The 19,190-nt window shown below is 45.0% G+C and carries 20 protein-coding genes and 1 tRNA gene; 6 read left to right on the top strand and 15 right to left on the bottom strand.

Going from position 1 to position 19,190, the window contains the following annotated elements; translation table 11 throughout:
* Nucleotides 1-43: 43 nt before the first annotated feature.
* On the top strand, nucleotides 44-973 hold the full coding sequence (locus DR864_RS14375; RefSeq protein WP_114067632.1) for a glycoside hydrolase family 43 protein: 930 nt from the start codon (nucleotides 44-46) through the stop codon (nucleotides 971-973).
* An 87-nt stretch (nucleotides 974-1,060) separates the two neighbouring features.
* On the opposite strand, the gene serS is transcribed toward DR864_RS14375, so the two are convergent.
* From serS to DR864_RS14345, 6 genes are all read right to left on the bottom strand, one after another.
* Nucleotides 1,061-2,332, bottom strand: a complete 1,272-nt coding sequence (serS, locus tag DR864_RS14370) for a serine--tRNA ligase (protein ID WP_114067631.1) — start codon at nucleotides 2,330-2,332, stop codon at nucleotides 1,061-1,063.
* Between the two features lie 289 nt (nucleotides 2,333-2,621).
* Nucleotides 2,622-3,056: an IS200/IS605 family transposase gene (gene tnpA, locus DR864_RS14365; protein WP_114067630.1), complete on the bottom strand. Its 435-nt coding sequence runs from the start codon at nucleotides 3,054-3,056 to the stop codon at nucleotides 2,622-2,624.
* A gap of 323 nt (nucleotides 3,057-3,379) precedes the next feature.
* Nucleotides 3,380-4,738, bottom strand: a complete 1,359-nt coding sequence (locus DR864_RS14360; protein WP_114067629.1) for an aspartate kinase — start codon at nucleotides 4,736-4,738, stop codon at nucleotides 3,380-3,382.
* A gap of 9 nt (nucleotides 4,739-4,747) precedes the next feature.
* A complete protein-coding gene (locus DR864_RS14355; protein WP_114067628.1) occupies nucleotides 4,748-5,401 on the bottom strand; it encodes an alpha/beta hydrolase in 654 nt (217 codons plus the stop codon).
* Nucleotides 5,402-5,421: 20 nt separating this feature from the next.
* On the bottom strand, nucleotides 5,422-5,679 hold the full coding sequence (locus DR864_RS14350) for a CBU_0592 family membrane protein (RefSeq protein ID WP_114067627.1): 258 nt from the start codon (nucleotides 5,677-5,679) through the stop codon (nucleotides 5,422-5,424).
* A gap of 53 nt (nucleotides 5,680-5,732) precedes the next feature.
* Nucleotides 5,733-6,416 (bottom strand): glycosyltransferase family 2 protein, encoded by a 684-nt coding sequence (locus DR864_RS14345; protein ID WP_114067626.1) that lies wholly within the window; start codon nucleotides 6,414-6,416, stop codon nucleotides 5,733-5,735.
* Nucleotides 6,417-6,585: 169 nt separating this feature from the next.
* Here DR864_RS14345 and bshC point away from each other — a divergent pair, with 169 nt between their 5' ends.
* Complete coding sequence (bshC, locus tag DR864_RS14340) at nucleotides 6,586-8,193, top strand: bacillithiol biosynthesis cysteine-adding enzyme BshC (RefSeq protein ID WP_114070285.1); 1,608 nt, start codon at nucleotides 6,586-6,588, stop codon at nucleotides 8,191-8,193.
* A 79-nt stretch (nucleotides 8,194-8,272) separates the two neighbouring features.
* Here bshC and DR864_RS14335 read toward each other — a convergent pair whose 3' ends face one another.
* From DR864_RS14335 to DR864_RS14300, 8 genes are all read right to left on the bottom strand, one after another.
* Nucleotides 8,273-8,608: a DUF2853 family protein gene (locus tag DR864_RS14335; protein WP_114067625.1), complete on the bottom strand. Its 336-nt coding sequence runs from the start codon at nucleotides 8,606-8,608 to the stop codon at nucleotides 8,273-8,275.
* Between the two features lie 88 nt (nucleotides 8,609-8,696).
* Complete coding sequence (locus DR864_RS14330) at nucleotides 8,697-9,404, bottom strand: hypothetical protein (protein WP_114067624.1); 708 nt, start codon at nucleotides 9,402-9,404, stop codon at nucleotides 8,697-8,699.
* A gap of 42 nt (nucleotides 9,405-9,446) precedes the next feature.
* A complete protein-coding gene (locus DR864_RS14325; protein WP_162793827.1) occupies nucleotides 9,447-9,878 on the bottom strand; it encodes a gamma-glutamylcyclotransferase family protein in 432 nt (143 codons plus the stop codon).
* A gap of 12 nt (nucleotides 9,879-9,890) precedes the next feature.
* Nucleotides 9,891-10,718, bottom strand: a complete 828-nt coding sequence (locus DR864_RS14320; RefSeq protein WP_114067622.1) for a DUF481 domain-containing protein — start codon at nucleotides 10,716-10,718, stop codon at nucleotides 9,891-9,893.
* 46 nt (nucleotides 10,719-10,764) lie between these two features.
* Complete coding sequence (locus tag DR864_RS14315) at nucleotides 10,765-11,358, bottom strand: DUF6992 family protein (protein ID WP_114067621.1); 594 nt, start codon at nucleotides 11,356-11,358, stop codon at nucleotides 10,765-10,767.
* Between the two features lie 36 nt (nucleotides 11,359-11,394).
* Entirely contained in the window at nucleotides 11,395-12,480 is a 1,086-nt protein-coding gene (locus DR864_RS14310; protein WP_114067620.1) for a hypothetical protein, read from the bottom strand.
* A gap of 113 nt (nucleotides 12,481-12,593) precedes the next feature.
* The gene (mazG, locus tag DR864_RS14305; RefSeq protein WP_114067619.1) at nucleotides 12,594-13,409 is read right to left on the bottom strand and encodes a nucleoside triphosphate pyrophosphohydrolase; all 816 of its coding nucleotides are present in this window, start codon (nucleotides 13,407-13,409) and stop codon (nucleotides 12,594-12,596) included.
* 114 nt (nucleotides 13,410-13,523) lie between these two features.
* Entirely contained in the window at nucleotides 13,524-14,609 is a 1,086-nt protein-coding gene (locus DR864_RS14300; protein ID WP_114067618.1) for a M20 family metallo-hydrolase, read from the bottom strand.
* Between the two features lie 78 nt (nucleotides 14,610-14,687).
* On the opposite strand from DR864_RS14300, the gene DR864_RS14295 reads away from it, so the two are divergent.
* Nucleotides 14,688-15,020, top strand: a complete 333-nt coding sequence (locus DR864_RS14295) for a glyoxalase (RefSeq protein WP_114067617.1) — start codon at nucleotides 14,688-14,690, stop codon at nucleotides 15,018-15,020.
* Here the strand turns inward: DR864_RS14295 and DR864_RS14290 are convergent.
* Entirely contained in the window at nucleotides 15,000-15,845 is an 846-nt protein-coding gene (locus tag DR864_RS14290; RefSeq protein ID WP_114067616.1) for an alpha/beta hydrolase, read from the bottom strand. The genes DR864_RS14295 and DR864_RS14290 overlap by 21 nt on opposite strands.
* A gap of 194 nt (nucleotides 15,846-16,039) precedes the next feature.
* Here DR864_RS14290 and hflX point away from each other — a divergent pair, with 194 nt between their 5' ends.
* The 3 genes from hflX to DR864_RS14275 all read left to right on the top strand — a co-directional run bounded on the left by hflX (nucleotide 16,040) and on the right by DR864_RS14275 (nucleotide 19,182).
* Nucleotides 16,040-17,275: a GTPase HflX gene (hflX, locus tag DR864_RS14285; protein WP_114067615.1), complete on the top strand. Its 1,236-nt coding sequence runs from the start codon at nucleotides 16,040-16,042 to the stop codon at nucleotides 17,273-17,275.
* A gap of 24 nt (nucleotides 17,276-17,299) precedes the next feature.
* Nucleotides 17,300-17,371, top strand: a tRNA-Arg gene (locus DR864_RS14280).
* A gap of 662 nt (nucleotides 17,372-18,033) precedes the next feature.
* On the top strand, nucleotides 18,034-19,182 hold the full coding sequence (locus DR864_RS14275; RefSeq protein ID WP_114067614.1) for a DegT/DnrJ/EryC1/StrS family aminotransferase: 1,149 nt from the start codon (nucleotides 18,034-18,036) through the stop codon (nucleotides 19,180-19,182).
* The last annotated feature ends 8 nt before the right edge of the window (nucleotides 19,183-19,190 follow it).

Genomic DNA, 19,190 nt, shown 5'->3' with positions numbered 1-19,190 from the left:
GAAGATATTTACGCAATAAATTGATGTTAAAACCTCTATATAAATGAAAATCAGGCCTTTGGTTCTTCTGATGCTTTTTCCTTTTTTAGCAATTGCTCAAAAAGAGGCTTATCTGTTTTCGTATTTTGTTAAAAATGGGGAAGATGGACTCCACTTCGCTTACAGCACCGATGGCCTCATGTGGCAAGCGTTGAAAGGAGGAAGCTCTTTTTTGCAGCCTGTTATCGGGAAAGATAAACTCATGCGTGACCCGTGTATTTACCAAGATAAAAAGGGAACTTTTCACATGGTTTGGACGAGCGGTTGGTGGGACAAAATCGTGGGTTATGCGTCGTCTAAAGACTTAGTGAATTGGTCAGAACAAAAAGCCATTTCGGTCATGGAACACGAACCCACCGCCAAAAACAGTTGGGCTCCCGAGATTGCATACGATAAAAAAACGAAGTTATTCCTGATTCTTTGGGCTACCACCATTCCCGGAAGACATAGTGATGTGGCAGATTCTGAAAAGGAAAAAGGACTGAATCACCGCATGTATTACGTGACTACGCCTGACTTCAAGACTTTCAGCGAAACAAAAATGTATTTCAACCCTGAGTTTAGTGTGATTGATGCGACGATTTTTGAAAAAGGGAAGGATTACTACATGTTTTTGAAAAACGAAAACCCAAAGCCAGCTGAGAAAAATATCCGTATCACAAAGGCCAACAGTGCATTAGGGCCTTTTCCTACGCAGGTTTCGGCGCCGATTACGGGAGATTACTGGGCCGAAGGCCCAACGGCCATCGAAGTGGGAGAGTATGTATACGTTTATTTCGACAAGTACACCCAGCACAAATACGGAGCGGTGCGCTCAAAAGACATGAAAACGTGGGAAGATGTGTCTGATCAAGTGAAATTTCCCGAAGGCATACGCCACGGAACAGCGTTTAAGGTCTCGCCTGCTTTATTGGAATCGTTGAAAAAACTGTGAAAGTGCTGGTTGTGGGTAGCCGAAAACACACAAATAATCGACACTACAAAGCAGTGGGGCAAGTTACTCACCTGCCCCAGCCCTAATTTATTGAATCACTTCAAAACCGCAATACGGCACCAATGCCTTCGGAATGCGAATCCCTTCGGGCGTTTGGTTGTTTTCAAGTAGAGCCGCCAAAATACGCGGCAATGCCAACGCAGAGCCATTGAGGGTATGAAGCAATTGTGTTTTGCCTTCGGTTTTGTAACGAAGTTTTAGGCGATTGGCTTGGTAGGTCTCAAAGTTAGAAACCGAACTGCATTCCAACCAGCGGGCTTGCGCAGCAGACCAAACTTCAAAGTCAAACGTAAGCGCCGACGTAAAGCCCATATCGCCTCCGCAGAGACGGATGATGCGGAAGGGTAATTCCAATTTTTGGAGCAATCCTTTTACGTGTTCGGCCATTTCGTCGAGTGCCTGATACGATTCTTCGGCCTTGCGTACCTGTACAATTTCCACTTTGTCGAACTGGTGCAAGCGGTTCAGGCCGCGTACGTGCGCGCCCCAGCTACCAGCCTCACGACGAAAACAGGGTGTGTAGCCTACGTTTTTGATCGGCAGGTCATTTTCGGCTACGATTACATCGCGGTACAGGTTCGTAATTGGCACTTCGGCGGTCGGAATGAGGTATAAATCGTCGGCGGTGGCGTGGTACATTTGTCCCTCTTTGTCGGGAAGCTGTCCCGTACCAAAGCCTGATTCTGCATTGATAAGAATCGGCGGCTGAATTTCCAAATAACCTGCTTCTACGGCTTGGTCCAGAAAAAACTGAATCATGGCGCGCTGCAACCGAGCGCCTTTGCCTTTATAGACAGGGAAACCCGCGCCAGTGATTTTGGTGCCGAGTTTGAAATCAATGATGTCGTATTGCTCAATCAAATCCCAGTGTGGCTTGGAGCCTTCTGGTAGGCTTGGTTTTTCGCCCCAGGTGTACACTTCCACGTTTTCTTCGGGGGTACGGCCTGGCGGCACGCTTTCGTGGGGAAGGTTGGGCAACAGAACCAACGTAGCCTGCAACTGCTCTTCCACTTCTTTAAGGCTCTCTTCCAGGGCTTTGGATCGTACTTTTAGCGTGGCGGTTTGGGCCTTGGCGGCTTCGGCGTTATCTTTCTTACCTTCCTTCATCAACTGCCCGATTTGCTTGGCCAATGTGTTGGATTGTGATAAAGTAGCATCGAGTTCGCTTTGGGTATCGCGGCGTTGTTTATCCAACCCCAAAAGCTTATCAACGGCTTCGGTGGCTCCTTTAAAATATTTGCGTTCTAAACCGGCGATTGTGATTTCGCGGTTTTCGCGGATAAAGTTCAGTTGTAGCATTGTAAATCATTAATTTGTAAGAGCTAAATCGAAATGTCGAAGCAGCTATTGTTGTTTATTTCTCTTTTAACTCCAGCCTTTAGGCTGGGGCAGCTGGTATCTCTACGATTAATAAGGGCTTTAGCCCTGATACTTTCGCGGCTGTCGTAAGGGCTAAAGCCCGTGTGTTATTTCTTGCTTTCGCTTTCCCCGGCCTGAAGGCCAGGGGTTAGTGGAGTCGTACAATCTTTGCCTTGCTCCTCTAACTCTGGCCTTTAGGCGGGGGCAGTTCATAGAATTATCAAAGGCTTCAGCCCAGACTTACATAGAATCCATATTTGCTTATAAACTCCTGACATTCTTCGGCAAAGGTCTTTTTTCGATGGTGCTCTTCCTGGTTGCGAATATACGTCCTTACTTTTTCAATTTGCGATTCGCTGACCGACACAGCATAGTATTCATCGGCCCAATAAAGTTTTTCGCGAAATAATTGCTCCTGATTGGCCCAATGAGCGGCTTCTCCTTTGATGAGCTGCATGGTCTTTGCCATTGTTGCATCGGCATTGAGTGTCAACAAACAATGAATATGGTCTTCCACACCGTTGATAAAATCTATGTAGATGTCTTTGGCGCGGGCATTTTCTCTAATGTGGGCAAATAGTTTTTCACGTTTGCCTTTTTCAAGAATGCCGTTACGATTTTTGGTACTCCAAACGGCATGAATCCATATTTTAACGAAAGCCATAGTGCGTTGTTTTGTCAGGGCTAAAGCCCTTGTATTATTTGTTGCCTCCACTAACTCCCGCCTTTAGGCCGGAGCAGTTGGCATTCATACAACTGTTAAGGCTTTAGCCCTGACACATTCGCGGCTATCGTCAGGGCTAAAGCCCTTGCTTGATTCTATTGCTTCTTTCTGCCCCGGCCTGAAGGCGCGGGGTTAAGGAAGGTCAGTGGTTTACACTTGCGTGCCAAAGTTAGAAGTTGTCTTTCTCCTCTAACTCCAGTCTTTAGAACGGGGATAGCGCTTATCATATAGGGCTTTAGCCCTGATGTAGTTGCTGCCAGTCTCTACTGCGCCGTGAAGATATTCTTCATAGCATCTTCGTAGTAGAACAAGCGCTCATTGAGCACATTCAGCGCTTCGGCTTTGTCTTTAGACCATACCAGAATTGACAGGTTATGCTCTGAAGCTCCGTACGAAATCATCCGAATCGGGATATGTTTCATAGCTTCAAACACTTTCAGTGCAATACCTTCTTTGTCGGCTTTGAAATCGCCTACGATGCAGATGATGGACAAATCGCGGTCGTGCTCTTCCAAATCGGCGATTTCGCTCAGCTCAGCGGTGATTTCGGCTAGGTTCGTATCATTGTCGATGGTGACCGACACCGATACTTCGGAGGTCGTAATCATATCGACGGGTGTTTTGTATTTTTCGAAAATCTCAAACACTCGGCGCAGAAAACCGTAGGCATTCAGCATACGTGTCGAGTGAATGTAGATGGCGGTGAGGCCGTCTTTGGCGGCAATGGCCTTGATTTCGCGGTCGGTGGTGGTCGTTGCAATCAACGTACCGAAGGCCTGTGGCTCCATCGTATTTTTCAAACGTACGGGCACGCCGCGCATTTTGGCGGGCGTGATGGTGCTTGGGTGGAGAATTTTGGCTCCGAAATACGCCAACTCAGCGGCTTCTTCAAAGGTCAACTCACGGATTGGGAACGTACGTTTTACGATGCGTGGATCGTTGTTGTGCATTCCGTCGATGTCGGTCCAGATTTGAATCTCTTCGGCACGAATAGCGCCACCAATCAACGACGCTGTGTAATCCGAGCCGCCGCGTTTGAGGTTATCTACTTCGCCACGAGGATTACGGCAAATGAATCCCTGCGTGATGATGAGTTGTTTGTCGGTCTGGTGGTCGAGCATGTCGCCCAAAAGCGCCTCAATGGTTTCTAGTTCGGGCTCGCCGTCGGTGTCGATGCGCATGAAATCAAGCGCTGGCAACAGTACAGAGCTTTCGCCTTGCTCTTCCAGATAGCCCTGAAACAGTTGCGTGCTCATAATTTCGCCTTGTGCCACGAGTTCTTTATCCTGCTTGAGGGTAAAAGGACGGCTTTTCAACACCGAACGAATGAAATTGAATTCATTGTCGACGATGGCTTGTCCCTTTTTCAGACTTTCTTCGGTGCTGTATAATTCTTTGATAAACGCATCGTAGTGCGCCTTCAAGGCATCTATTTTTTCCTGTACTTCGGCGTCATTGTTCGCTTTTGCCGATTCTCCCATTGAAATCAACGCATTGGTCGTACCGGATAGGGCCGACAATACCACAATTTTGCGACCGCTGTCGGCCGTAATAAGTGTTCTAATTGAGTGCATCCGTTCGGGTTTTCCTACCGACGTTCCGCCAAATTTCCAAACTTGCATTGTTGTATATTAAATTAATGTACTGGTGAATTTTTGTTGTATAATGTTCTCTATTTCAGGAGTTTTATTTAAAATCATTAAATGACCTCCTTCGTGAATGACTGCATTCGGTTTTGTGAAATTAATTGGCAAAATTCGGTCTTTATCACCATGGATATGCATTAAATTAGACGGAATTTCCTCATTCCTCCAAAGTGTAATTTGTTGTAAAGCCCATTTTAAAAATGTCGTATCTGTATCTGCTAAAATCGATTTCAGTAAGTCACTTTCTTTACTATTTTTAACACCGAAAAACCAATCTACTATTCGATTATGATAAGTTAAGAATTGAACGGGCAGTATCTTTAAAACCCCTAAACGACCAATGATACGATAAAGTAGAGGCAGTTCTCGGTATGTTTTGGCACTTGAAACGATAAATACGTCAGCATCAGGATAATATTTTGCGATTTCTGTTGCCATCATTCCACCAAAAGAAACTCCTAAAATATACGGCTTAGGTTCCTTAATTTGTGTTGATAAACGTTTTGCATAGTTCTCGATTGATTCATTTTTAGCGGGATTTATCCACTTAACAAAAACTTTATCAAATTGGGGTAAATCCATATTTTGAAAAACACGTTCATCTGCTCCTAAACCGCCAATCAGAAAGATTTTCCTCATTGATTGATAACTTTCAAAATTTAAGAAATATTACTTTCTTTCCCTTTTCTCACCATTCCCCAAATCGCAATTCCGACCCACACAATGTTGACTACGGCGGAAGGAATGGCATCGTGAAACAGGGTATTGACAATCAGACAAACGCTGCCTGCCAAATTGGCCCATAAATAAAAATGGGAGTTGGGATGCAAACGGCCGCTGATGTTGAGCGCATAGGCCGCTACGACCAATACTGAACCAATCCAGCCAAGAACGTCTATGATAATGCGTTGGGACATCTTTTGAAATTTTTCGCAAAATTACGGGATAAATCGGTAGAAACCTGTGGGTTTTACCAATACTTGAAAATTGTGGTAATAATCTTGTAACCAGCCAAAATAACGCCTTTCAGAGTGCCCGAAATCTTCGAAAAACCAATGCGCTTTCGGTATTTTACGGGTACTTCGGTGGTTTTCATGCGGTGCTTGGCGGCTTTAAGCTGCATCTCAACGGTCCAGCCGTAGGTGGTGTCTTGCATATCCAATGCCAAAAGTTTATCCCATTTGATGGCTCGAAACGGCCCTAAATCCGTATAGCTGACGCCATAAAGCAAGCGCATCAAAAACGTAGCGAGCCAATTGCCGAATACCTGTTGGGGCGTCATGGAACCGCTTTCGCGCTTGCCTAAGGCCCGTGAGCCAATCACCATGTCGTAGTTTTCTTCCAGAATGGGTTTTACCAAATCAGGAAGCTGTTCGGGATAATCAGAATGGTCGCCGTCTACAAAAACAATGATGTCGGGTGGGAGTTTGAGCGATTGCACGTACGCCATGCCGCGCAAACACGCTCTGCCGTACGCTGGCAAAGGCTCATGCACTACGGTAGCTCCTGCTTCGGCGGCGCGGGCTGCCGTTTGGTCGGTGGAGCGATTGTCGACCACGACGATTTCCCACACCCATTCTTTCGGAATTTCGGCAATGACTTTTCCAATGGCATCTTCTTCGTTGTAGGCAGGGATGATGACGATAATGTTCAAAAGAATTGGGGTTTAGCATTTAAGAGCAGTAGTTGCAAAGATAGGGAAACTTTACGGAGAGGTGTTTCGTTTACGTGTTTAGACTTGGAAGCGGAATGTTGATTCTCAATGTCTAACCGTTTTGGCGAACTGATCCGGTGTCTGTCTAATGTCAAATTTTCCCTCAAACATGCATTGTCAACCCTTACCACTTGAAACTACGGGCGCGTTCCCACCGCTTTTCTTAGACTATATCTCCCAAAAAGCTCATCTACAGCCTTTTTACGGACATTTTCCGACATTAAGCAATTTTGAAAAACAGATAAAAGACAAAAGTCAGTTTCCACCTGAGCACCGGGCTGTGCTCGTAAAAGCACTTGAACGGCAGTATAAAAATATATCGGTCAAACCAGATTTAACTATTCTCAATGATCCAAATACGTTTGTGGTTACCACGGGTCACCAGCTAAATATATTTACGGGGCCATTGTACGTCATTTATAAAATTGTCACCGCCGTCAATTTGGCGCGAAAATTACAGGCTGCTTATCCCGACTCCAAGTTTGTGCCTGTCTACTGGATGGCTACGGAAGACCATGATTTTGAGGAAATCAGTTACTTTAATCTTTTTGGTAAAAAATATACCTGGCAAACCCAACAGCGCGGTGCGGTAGGGCGTATGACGCCCCGCGAACTGGGCGAAGCACTCAAAATTCTGCCTGAGCGGGTTCCCGTGTTTGAAAAAGCTTATTTGCAATGCGATACCCTGGCCGATGCCGTGCGGTGCTACATGAATGAGCTTTTTGGGGCTGAGGGTTTGGTCTGCATTGATGGCGACGATGCCGAACTAAAACGTTTGTTTTTACCCGTCGTTGAATCTGAACTTCTGCAACAGGAAGCGCACAAAATCAGCAATGCTACCACGCAAAAACTCGAAGCAGAAGGCTACCATACGCAGATTACGCCCCGCGAAATCAACTTTTTTTATTTGATAGATGGCTTACGCGAGCGTATCGTCAAAGAAGGAGAGATCTATCGGGTGCTCAATAGCGATTTGACGTTTTCGCAGGAAGAAATTATCGCCATTGCGCATCAACATCCCGAGCGTTTTAGCCCAAATGTGGTGCTGCGACCGTTGTATCAGGAGATTATCTTACCCAATCTTGCCTACATCGGCGGACCTTCAGAGGTGCCGTATTGGTTGCAATTGAAGGGGATTTTTGATCATTTTCAAGTTCCTTTTCCGATGTTGTTGCCTAGAAATTTTGCATTATACATCAATTCCGCTAGTCAAAAACGGGCCGAAAAATTGGGCGTAACCGTTGAGGAATTATTCTGGGATGATGTAAAACTACGAAAGACGTTTGTTGAAAAAACATCTTCGTTGTCGTTGGAGCTCAACGAGGAAAAACGTGCTATTGAGGAGGTTTTTGTGGCTATTCTGCGTAAGGCTATTTCAATTGATAAAACCTTGGAAGGCGCGGTAAATGCCGAGAAAACCAAGGTGCTTAATACCTTGGAAAACGTAGAAAAACGCCTAAAGAAAGCAGAAGAGCGCAATTATGAAACGGAAGTCAATCAGTTATTGGGTCTAAAATCAAAGCTTTTCCCGAACGGAAGTTTGCAGGAGCGGAGCGATAATTTTCTAAATTTTTACTTAAACGATAATACATTTTTGGAGAAACTACTGGGTACATTCGACCCGCTAGATTTTAGCTTTAATGTCTTGACCGACGAAGACGGGGAGGAAGAAGTGTTTTCTTCCGACAATGCCACGGGGCGAATCAACCCAGCATAAAAGCGTTTTTATCGTTGCTATAAAAACAACAAAGCCGTCCCAAGAGACGGCTTTGTTGTGAAAAAGAGTTTGGTATGGCTTATGAGTAGATAGCTTCTTTTCCAAATTTTTTGACAAGCAGGTAATAAAATACCACGCGTAATTTACGGTTTATGCCTTTGAGCGTTGCGACCGTTTCGGCAATGGCGGCGTCCAATTCTGGGCCGTCGGCCAATCCCAATTTACCAATCAAAAAGTTGGTTTTTACGCGGTCTAGTTCTTCCTGATCTGATGAAGCCACTAAAGAAGAATCCTGATTGTAAATGGAGGGGCCTAAGCCTTTGGCTACTGCTGTCACAAGAGCCTCGTCGGCTGCTACTCCAACACTGCTTAATTGTTCCAGCGACTTTTCAACAACATCTGAGAATGCACTCATGATTTTATGGTTTTTAGGTGAAAATAAGGGATTTTACTAAAAGAGGTGAATAATCGAAAAAAGGCGTTAAAACTGCAAGTTTTTTGGCTTATTTTTTGAATCGTTTGAATGAATACCAGCGTTGGAGTACTTCGTAAGTAAGCTCATAGTCGCTCGAAAGGAGCAAAAACTCTTCCGAAAAATTACAGTAATAACGAAACCGCTCCAGCCGATCACCGCTCAGCTCGGTGGCCTGACCCGCAATCATGGCAAAGCGATAATTAGCCAAATCGCGGCGGCGTTTTTCCTGCATAAGCATTGCCACTTTTCGGTCTTCTTTGGCCGATTTACTAAACAACTCGTACAGTAAACTGATGGGAGATTGCGCCATTTTGATGGCTTCGCCAAAGGAGAGGTTTTTGCGGGCTTCTGGCTCAGCTACGACCCGGGCAATCTCTTTTTGCAGTTCCTGTTCGCGTTTGGAGGCTACCCTTACTTCAGGTAGTTCGATGGCTTTGTCCAGTTTTTTCAACAAAAACGTCATCTCTTCGGAATCGCCATTCCAGCGAAAAGCACCGCGCTCATGGGTTAGACTCGCGATTTCGATAGAATCCCCGACAGAGGCATCCAAAAAAAACACACCGTACTTATTGGTGCGGGTCATGTCGCGGGTTTTCAGGTTGGTGATAGTTGCCAAATTGACGCCCTGCTTGGTCGCAACATCCAGTACTTTGCCCAGTACGTAGCCTTTTTGGGCAAAAAGCTGACCTGTAAGTAGGAAAAAAAATAAAAGGAAGAAATGGATAAAATGCTTCACACGTTAGGGTAATAAGACAATAGTTATGTAAACGCCCATTAATTACAAATGTTGTTTGCCGTCCGATAACCATTTTCGGTAGTCACCGTGGGGAATAAAGATAAATGATTCGACTGATTGACAAAAAAGATAAGTCCAACAAAGGCCGTCTGCGCCATTTTCAAAAGTGACGGGAATTGGTTGTCGTACGTATTCGGGATTCCGAACTTGGATTCCTTCGTATCGGTCCAATGCGATGATTGTTTTTTGGAAATCCTTTAACTCCCACACTTCACCGTGTACCCGATGGGGGCTTTGAGGCTGATAAATGGCCCCAGGATAGTCACCCAAATCATACAACAGACCTGCAAAAGATGCTTGACCGCGCCAAATGCCGTTTTGACGAATTTTCTTGGCAAACGGGTTGGAAAAGCCCTGCATTAAAGTGCCGTAGACGAAAATAGACGAATTGTTGAGTGGCAATTCTGGGTTCACAACAATGAGATATTAATTTTCAAAAGACAGTCCGATGGTCCAGCGAAAATCGTTGGTTTTACGTCCGAGCACTACGTAACTTTCGTACGCATTTTCAAATTTAGTACGTAAGCTCAAGTGATTGCTCATTTTATAGGCAAAAGTTAAGGAACCATTCCAACGGAAATTATTTTTGACTGAGATAGCTGGTTGTAGAAATGCAATGCTTGTGATGGTAAATTTCCCCGCTTTATCGGGGGCAAATTCTCCCAGTAAGCGGGTTGAATTTCGCCAAACATCAATGTCGGCTCGTTCAGTAAAATCGGTTACTTCGTGTAAAATGAGGTTGGTAACTGAAAAATAAGCCCTCTTTCGCTGAACCAACTTTATGCCAATCCCCGCGGCTTGCGTCCATCGATTGAGGATTCGCCTTAAATTACTTTTATCCCAAGCTACAAAAGCAAGGCCATAAACTTGTTTTTGGTGCCAAAACGAGCCACGGATATCCGCGAAAAATTCACGCTCAGCCAACAATTTATTTTGCTGACCATAAATAAAGGATGGGCTGCTCGATAGTTTAAATTGATTGCTTGGTTTCCAGTCCAACGCCGACGTAAGTTGCAGTAATATTCGCTCAACGTTTCCAGTAGAAGCCGTTCCGTCGGCATTGAAACGGATGAAAAACTGCTTGGTACTGTCCTGTTCAGATTCTGCTACTTCTGGATAAGCGGGGTCTTCTTCGTCTTCTTCGGAAGAGGTTTCGGTCGAACTTACCTGTAAGGTGTCAGGGGTACTTTGAGCAATGCAAAGGGAGGAAAAGGCCACTAGGAAGCATAGTAGTGCAAGGAAAAAACGTGTCATTGTGGTCAAGGTAGAGTTTAGCAAACATTTTAGCCGTAAAGATAGCTTAAAATTGCAGCGTTACTCCATTGCCGTTGAGAGATACTCGGTCCAAAAGCTGATGTAAACGAGCGTTGTCGGAGCGGTGAAGGAGGTAGTTGGTTACGTCAAAAATTAGCAAAAAACCACCTTGCACCACCACCGCTTGTCCGAATCCATGGAAGCGGTTTTGGCGGGTAATGGTGGTCTCAGTTTTTGATTTGTCCAATAACCAAAATCCGCTTGTGATGTAGGCCACGTCTAGCCCCGAATTGAATAGCAACGTTTTTTGTAAAGTATAATGCTCTTTTACGGCCGAAGAAAGGGTGGGAGAAGGGCTTTTTTTGCGTAGGCTCAACAAGCCTGCCCCCGCAATTCCGACGTTGACGGCATTCCAATACAGGTTCATTTCGTGAAAATACCGGGCGCTACCTTCGGCCTTTCCAATGGCAACGCCACTTACTGCCAGATTGGCCAATGACCATCCTGCCAATGTCCAAGTTCCAGTGCGTTGGAGCCGCGCTTGGCGCTCGGTGAGTTGTGGGAGGGTGGGTGCAGATTGCGCATAAAGGAATGGAATGCCAGTAAAAAGCATCAGAAATCCGATGAGAGTCTTTTTCATAGTTGTTGCGAGTGGATAAATGAAGCGAGTGAGTTGCTAGTCAGCCAGCCAAATTTTTTGACTGATGCGTTTCCCTTGATGCTCACCCACTAACCAATACCAACCGTCGGGGGCAATTGTTTGAAAAATGTAATCATCAGCCCCCAAAGACTGCCACAGAAGAGGAATAGCCTGCCCATTCAACGAGAATAATTTAATTTCAGAAGGCAGAAAATGACGAAGCCTTACCTGAATATTGCGGCCTGAAGTCGGATTGCCAAACACCCAAAGTTGGGGTGCATTTACGTCAAAATGAACGGGAATGACCTTAGAATATACAAATTGGCCATCGCGGTCGACTTGGCGTAGTCGATAGTACATCACGCCCGGAACAGGCGCGGCATCGGTAGCGGTATAGAGCGTTCGCTCACTGACATCGCCCGCGGCGGCCAATGATTGAAAGGTGACGAATTCGCTTAAATCGCGGCTCCGCTGAACGTCAAAGTGACTGGCGTTTTGTTCCCAAGACGTTTCCCAATTTAATTCCACTTGATTATTAACGACCTGTCCGCGAAAATAAGTAAGCTCTACTGGCAAAGGTACAACGGTGACGGTTCCGTTAACGCGCAGATTGTCAATACGAAGCGTGCCCAAATCGTCCGTGGCGCTATAGGCATAAATACGAAATGTAACGGTATTTTCCAGACCACTGAAGGAAACGGAGTAATTCTGCGTACCGAAGTTTTCGCCTACCGAACCAGAACCCAGATTGCCGCTGAATCCATCCTGATTTGAGCGCAATGCAATTTGCGTGGGCCCTTGCGGCGAGCGATTACAGGCGAAAGAAACCGATGTGATGGCGCATCGGTAGTTTTGGGGAGTAATTGAAAACTCCAAATATTTGTTGGTATTCAGGCCGCTTATTGACCAGAGGCGAACGCTGTAGGATTTACCAGATACCCCTACTGGATAGCCTGCGTGATTCACGCTTCCACTCAAACCAATTGACGAAATACTCACATTGGGACTGTTAACCGAGCCGCTGGTATTTTCTTCAAAATCCCAAGAAGCGGTAAAAGGGGTTTGGGCCTGTGCCGTGAGCACAAACAGATAAAGCACCAAAATAAACAGCTTGAAGTGCATTGTTTTACCCCGTTAAAGATAAACGTCTATTGAGTAATCAGCGACCCGATTATTCAATAGACGTTCATTTGAGGAAAAGTAACGGAGTTGAGACTCAATCCGTTGATAGAAGGTTATAGGGTTTTGGCTTTGTTCCAATATTCATCCATTTCGGCCAGCGTCATTTCGTGTAGTTGTTTGCCGTCGGCACGGGATTGGGTTTCGAGGTAGGTGAAACGTTTGATGAATTTTTTATTGGTACGTTCTAAGGCCGTTTCAGGATTTATATCAATAAAACGGGCGTAATTGACCAACGAAAACAACAAATCGCCAAACTCACCTTCGGCTTTTTCTTTGTCAATGATGGAATTATCGTCGGCGTTGAAATGCTCTTTGAATTCCTGCATTTCTTCCTCTACTTTCTCCCACACCTGCTGTTTCTCTTCCCAGTCAAAACCCGCACCACGGGCTTTTTCCTGAATACGCATGGCTTTGACAAGCGCAGGCAGTGAGGCGGGCACGCCGCCCAATACCGATTTATTGCCTTCTTTGAGTTTGATTTGTTCCCAGTTTTGCTTTACCTGCTCTTCGGTTTCGGCTATTGTGTTGCCATAAATATGGGGGTGTCGCACGATGAGTTTTTCGCAAATCCCGTGAAGTACGTCTTTTATGTCAAAGTCTTTAGTTTCGGAAGCGATTTTGGCGTAAAAAACAATATGTAGCAAAATGTCGCCCAGTTCTTTTTTGATTTCGGGCAAATCATTTTCCATGATGGCATCCGATAGCTCGTAGGTCTCCTCAATGGTCAAATGCCGCAAACTATGTATTGTTTGCTTTTTGTCCCACGGACATTTTTCCCGCAAATCGTCCATGACGTTGAGCAATCGGTCGAAAGCGAGAAGTTGTTGGATGCGGCTTTCGGGAAGGTCGGATAAACTGCGGGTTGTCATGGTTAATTAATGTTCATTTATAGTCAAGATATGGTCATGTTTTGTTGAAAAGCAATTCAGTTACAATACCTGACGCGAAGCGTCTGACCAGTTTGACAAATATGTTTCAATTTCTTACAAAATCACTTCCTCCAGCATCTTAATATACTGCGTCACACCTTGCTCAATTTCGTGCAGATAAATGAATTCGTTGGCAGTATGTGAGCGCTCGGAGTGGCCGGGGCCCATTTTTAATGAGGGACAATCCAACAGCGCTTGATCGGAGGTGGTGGGTGAGCCGTAAGCGGTACGGCCCAATTTGAGACCAGCCTGCACAATCGGATGCTGAACGGGAATGCTCGACGGGCGCAGCCGAATCGAACGCGGATAGATTTCCGATTGGATATTTTGGCGAATAGTCTCAATGATTTCTTCTAGCGTGTATTGTTCCGTTACGCGGACATCGATGGTGAACTTGCACGTATCGGGCACTACATTGTGTTGACTGCCTGCGTTGATGATGGTCACCGACATTTTAATCGGGCCGAGCGTAGGGGAGACTTTCGGGAATTTATAATTGGTAATCCACTGAATATCCTGAATGGCTTTGTAGATGGCATTTTCGCCTTCTTCGCGGGCGGCGTGGCCTGATTTTCCGTGCGCAATGCAATCTAAAACCAACAGCCCTTTTTCGGCTACGGCTAGGTGCATTTCGGTGGGTTCACCCACGATGGCAAAGGCAATCGGAGGCAGGTCATCCACAATCATTTCCAGTCCTTCGCGGCCCGAGATTTCTTCTTCGGCGGTGGCGGCCAGTGCAACATTATGGGTCAGATGCGGGTTATCATAAAAGTGACAAAACGTAACGATGAGCGATGTAAGCGGCCCGCCGGCGTCATTGCTTCCCAAACCAAACAGCTTGCCATCCTGCACGAGCGGCTCGTAGGGGTTCAGGGTCCAAGAAGGATTGGGCTTGACGGTATCGTGGTGGGAGTTTAGCAATACGGTGGGCTTTTTGGGGTCAAAAAAGCGATTAAACGCCCAGATATTGTTTTTCTTACGTTGAAAAGGAATGCCTTTACGCGTCAAAAAAGCCTCGATCAGCGCCGCAGTTCCTTCTTCTTCTTTGCTGAATGACTGCGTAGCAATCAGTTGCTTGAGTAATTGAATCGCCTCTTGCGCCAATGTGGCAGGCGATGAAATTGTGCTGGTTTCAGACATAAATATGGGTTTTGTCTGGCGCAAAGGTACGTTTTTTAGTCCATAGTCTATTGTTCATTACCAACGATTTTATCCGATATGTCCATCCCAGAACAAATTCAAAACGAAGTACTTCGTCCCATTCTTAAGGCTCAAAATGACCTTTTTATCCTTCTTTTTCGCCATCACGTAAGTAAGAGAAAAGTTAACTTTGACAACTATTCTCCCGAAGATAAAGTCATATACATAGAAAAAACGATTCGCAAAGACATCAATTTTCGGAGCTTATTGGTGGGCACTGTCGTAGGGCATTTTACGCCTGAACAATACGAAACCTACCGCCCATTGGAAGAAGAACTAAACAAGCGGATAATCAATATGTTAATCAAACGCCTGTGTTCTCAATTGGAACTACTGGTTGCCAATGCTTAATAAACTGTCTAGTGTAGATTGATAGAGCGGGAAGCTGTCCAAATGTAGGTGATGACCCTTGGGAAGGGTTGTTAATTTAGCCTTGACGGGAGAGGGCGATGATAACAAAATAAGGCTGTTTGTGTAAGGTACCGTTACGTCGTCGGTGCCGTGAAAAAGATGAATGGGGCAGTAAATGTGCGCAAAGCAACTATCGGTGCGGAACTTGTATCGCGTAAGCCATTCGTACGGAAAAATCGGCAACTGTGTATGTCCCAGCGTCGGAATACTTGCATAAGGTGCTTCCAAAATCAGCTTTTTGGGGCGATTGTTGGCCGCTATTCGCGAAGCCATGCCCGAGCCGATGGAGTAGCCGTATACGATAATGGAGTCTTCCGAAAAGCGCTGTTTGAGAAAATCATACACGTATTGGGCGTCGCGATGGAGGGCATATTCGGAGCGTTCGCCAGTGCTTTTGCCGTAGCCTCGATAATCGTACATCAAAACGTTGTATCCTCTTTTGGTAAATCGTTCAGCATATTCGCGACCCCAGCGGGCCAGGTTATCGCGGTTTCCGTGGAAAAATAATACCACTTTTCCTGGAAAAAACGTAGGGCGTTTAAGCACGACCGAATCCCTCGTGCCAAACCATAGAGCGTTTAGTCTGACTTGGCCTTTTTCCGTTTCAAAAGTGATCTCTTGAAACGGAATGTTGAAGTTATACGCATAACTAGCAGCCAAGGTCGTGGGCCGAAATAAAACCAGCGGATGTAGCCACCAAATCAATAGAGCGACGGCGGTATAAATGATAACTCCCCACTGGGCAATTTTGGCTATTACTGACATAAAAATCCGCTCAGATTGGTTCGTTTCGCGTTGGTTGTGTTGTGCAGTGCCGTTTTGTAAAGTACAAAAGTCTAAATAAAGGCTTAACTTCGTGGCAATTAACGAAACTTTCTCTAAAATAATACCGTTTATTCATACCCGTTTAACCAACAACGGATAACCATTAATCCCGGATTGACGGGAAGTAAGTATAGATGAATTCAACCGCCAAAAAACAGGAAACCGCCGTATTAGTTGCCATCACTACCCAACGCCAAACTGCCGAACAAACCCAGGAATACCTGCAAGAGTTGGCATTTCTGGCTTCTACTTTGGGGGTAGAGACGGTCAAGACCTTTACGCAAAAACTCGAATATTCAGATAATCGCACCTTTGTGGGCAAAGGCCGGCTCGAAGACATCAAAACCTTTGTGACTGCCAACCCCGTAGACATGATTATCTTTGACGATGAGCTGATTCCTTCGCAGGTACGTAACCTCGAAGCGGAATTTAAAGACATAAAAGTGCTCGACCGTAGCTTATTGATTCTTGATATTTTTGCCATGCGCGCCCAAACCGCACAGGCAAAAACCCAAGTAGAATTGGCGCAGTATCAGTATATGTACCCACGATTGACCCGCATGTGGTCGCACTTAAGTCGCCAGAAAGGCGGGGTCGGGATGCGTGGTCCCGGGGAAAAAGAGCTTGAAACTGACCGACGGATTGTGCAAGACAGGATTGCCTTCCTGAAAGAAAAACTCGAAAAGATTGATAAGCAAAGCGTAACCCGCCGCAAAGAGCGTAACCGTTTGGTGCGCGTGGCGCTGGTGGGTTATACCAACGTGGGCAAATCTACGCTCATGCGTCGCTTGGCCAAAACGGATGTATTTGCCGAAAACAAACTGTTTGCCACCGTCGATTCTACGGTGCGTAAAGTAGTGTTGGAAAATATCCCTTTTTTGTTGACCGACACGGTAGGGTTCATCCGTAAACTGCCCACGAAACTCATTGAGTCGTTTAAGTCGACTCTCGATGAAGTACGGGAAGCCGATATTTTGCTGCACGTAGTTGATATATCACACCCGTCGTTTGAGGAGCAAATCGAAGTAGTGAATCAGACCTTAGCCGAAATCGGAGCAGGGGATAAATCGACTGTGATGGTGTTTAATAAAATTGACGCTTACCATCCTAAAAAAGAAGCTTTTGACGAAGTGATTGAAACCGAAGAAGGCGAAATAGTGGTGGAACAAACCAAGGAAATGGTGCTTGAAAAGCTCAAAAAGAGTTATTACAATGCTTCGGCAGAGCACGTGGTGTTTATCTCAGCTCAAAACAGCGAGAATTTGGGCGAACTACGAACCAAGCTTTTTGAGTTGATAAAGCAAAAACACTACGTTATTTATCCAAATTGGCTTAATGTGCCCTTCACAGACGTTGATTTTGCCGAATAGTTTTCAGACATTTGCCGAAAATTAGACTCCGTAGTTCAACGGATAGAATAAGCGTTTCCTAAACGCTTGATATGGGTTCGATTCCCGTCGGAGTCACTTGATTTTTTTGAAAGCGTTTTCTAAATGCTTGCTATGGCCGGGGTCGCGGTCGACTTCGATTCCCGTCGGAAGGTCTTTTAGTTTTTTTAAAACTATCCCCAAATGCTCAATATTTGGGAGAGGCTTCTATCTTCGATTCCTGTTAAAGTCACTAACTTTTTTCAAAGTGCTTCTTAATCGCTTGCTATGACGGAAGCGGCAACTTCCGATTTATCATCTTCGGTCGGATAATAAAAATCTTCTCAAATTGGGGGGCATATTCTTGAGTTAAACGGATAAATAGTCCTCTCTATCAGATATTTAAACTGTCTAATCTACAACACTTCCTGCGAAATTATTACGGATAAAAGAACATAAAAAATGTAATTTTTGCGGGAGCCCGCCCTGAATTATATAACTGATTAATCCGAACAATACAGAATGCTAGGCGTTATTGATTTACAGTGTTAAAGTCCAATTAAAAATTTTTATATCAATATAATAAAGGATATTATTTATAGTAAATTTGTAATCACTATTGGTTTTTTGTCTATGTAATGATTAATTTTGTCTATGGAATGGATGATTTTATCTATCAAACCCTTTATGCTTTGAAATTATAAATTGCCCTTTATCCGTAGTCGTTCCTCTCTAAAGCCTAACTTGAAAAACCTATCTTTATGATTACTGAAAAACCTATGAACGAGTTTCCTGTAATGGATACAGGAGACGGTATTGTATTATTCCATCCAAATATTCCTGCTAAAGCGGCCTTAAATGTGACCGAAGTTCTGAATACTCGATGGATTGGGCAAGGGCCTAGGGTAGAAGAATTTGAAAACCGCTTTGAAGAAAAATTCACAGCTCCTTGCAAGAGTTTAGCAGTAGGTTCAGGCACCGATGCCCTGCATTTATCGTACCTGTTGGCTGGTTTACAGGCCGGCGATGAGGTGATTGCGCCGGTTTTTACCTGTACTGCCACCAACATCCCGTTTCTTTATATGGGGATAAAAATTGTCTTTGCTGATATTGATGAAAACCTCAATATTGATGTCAACCATGTAGCGCGTCTTATTACTCCAAAAACCAAAGCCATTGTTTGTGTGCATTATGGCGGTTTGCCGTGCGATATGGACGAACTTTGGGCATTAGGAGCTAAACACAATATTGCCATTATCGAAGACGCTGCCCATGCCGTGGGGGCAAAATACAAAGGCGAGTACATCGGTAGTCAAAGCGATTTCACGATGTTTTCGTTTCAGGCCATCAAGCACATCACAACGGGCGATGGTGGTATGTTGGTGGTGAAAGACAAGTCGTTGGTAGAAAAAGCCAAACGTTTGCGTTGGTTCGGCATTGATCGCAGCAGCAAACAAAAAGGTATTTGGGAAAACGACATCGTTGAAGTGGGCTATAAATACCAGATGACTGATATTGCAGCGAGCCTCGGATTGGCGTCGTTGGATGAGTTTGATGAGCACTTGGCGCACCGCCAAAAATTATATCGTTTGTATTGTGATTTATTGAAAGATATCAAAGGAATACGGGTAATAGGAAGTGAATACACCGACCGTGAACACGCCGCGTGGTTGTTGACTGCCGAGGTTGACGACCGTGAAAATCTGGTAAAATACCTGCGTGAACATGGGATAGAATCTGGTCAGGTGCATTATCGCAATGATAAATACAGCATTTTTGGAGGCCGAACTCCTGGCCAATTTCCGAAAATGGATGCCATTGAAGACCGCTATCTGGTGTTGCCGCTCCACGCCAAAGTGACCGAAGACGACGTTGAATATATCGCCTATATTCTCCGAAAAGGATGGTAAAGAATGCT

The sequence above is a fragment of the Runella rosea genome, assembly GCF_003325355.1.
GTDB lineage: Bacteria > Bacteroidota > Bacteroidia > Cytophagales > Spirosomataceae > Runella > Runella rosea.
This window is presented reverse-complemented; position numbering and strand designations above follow the sequence as displayed.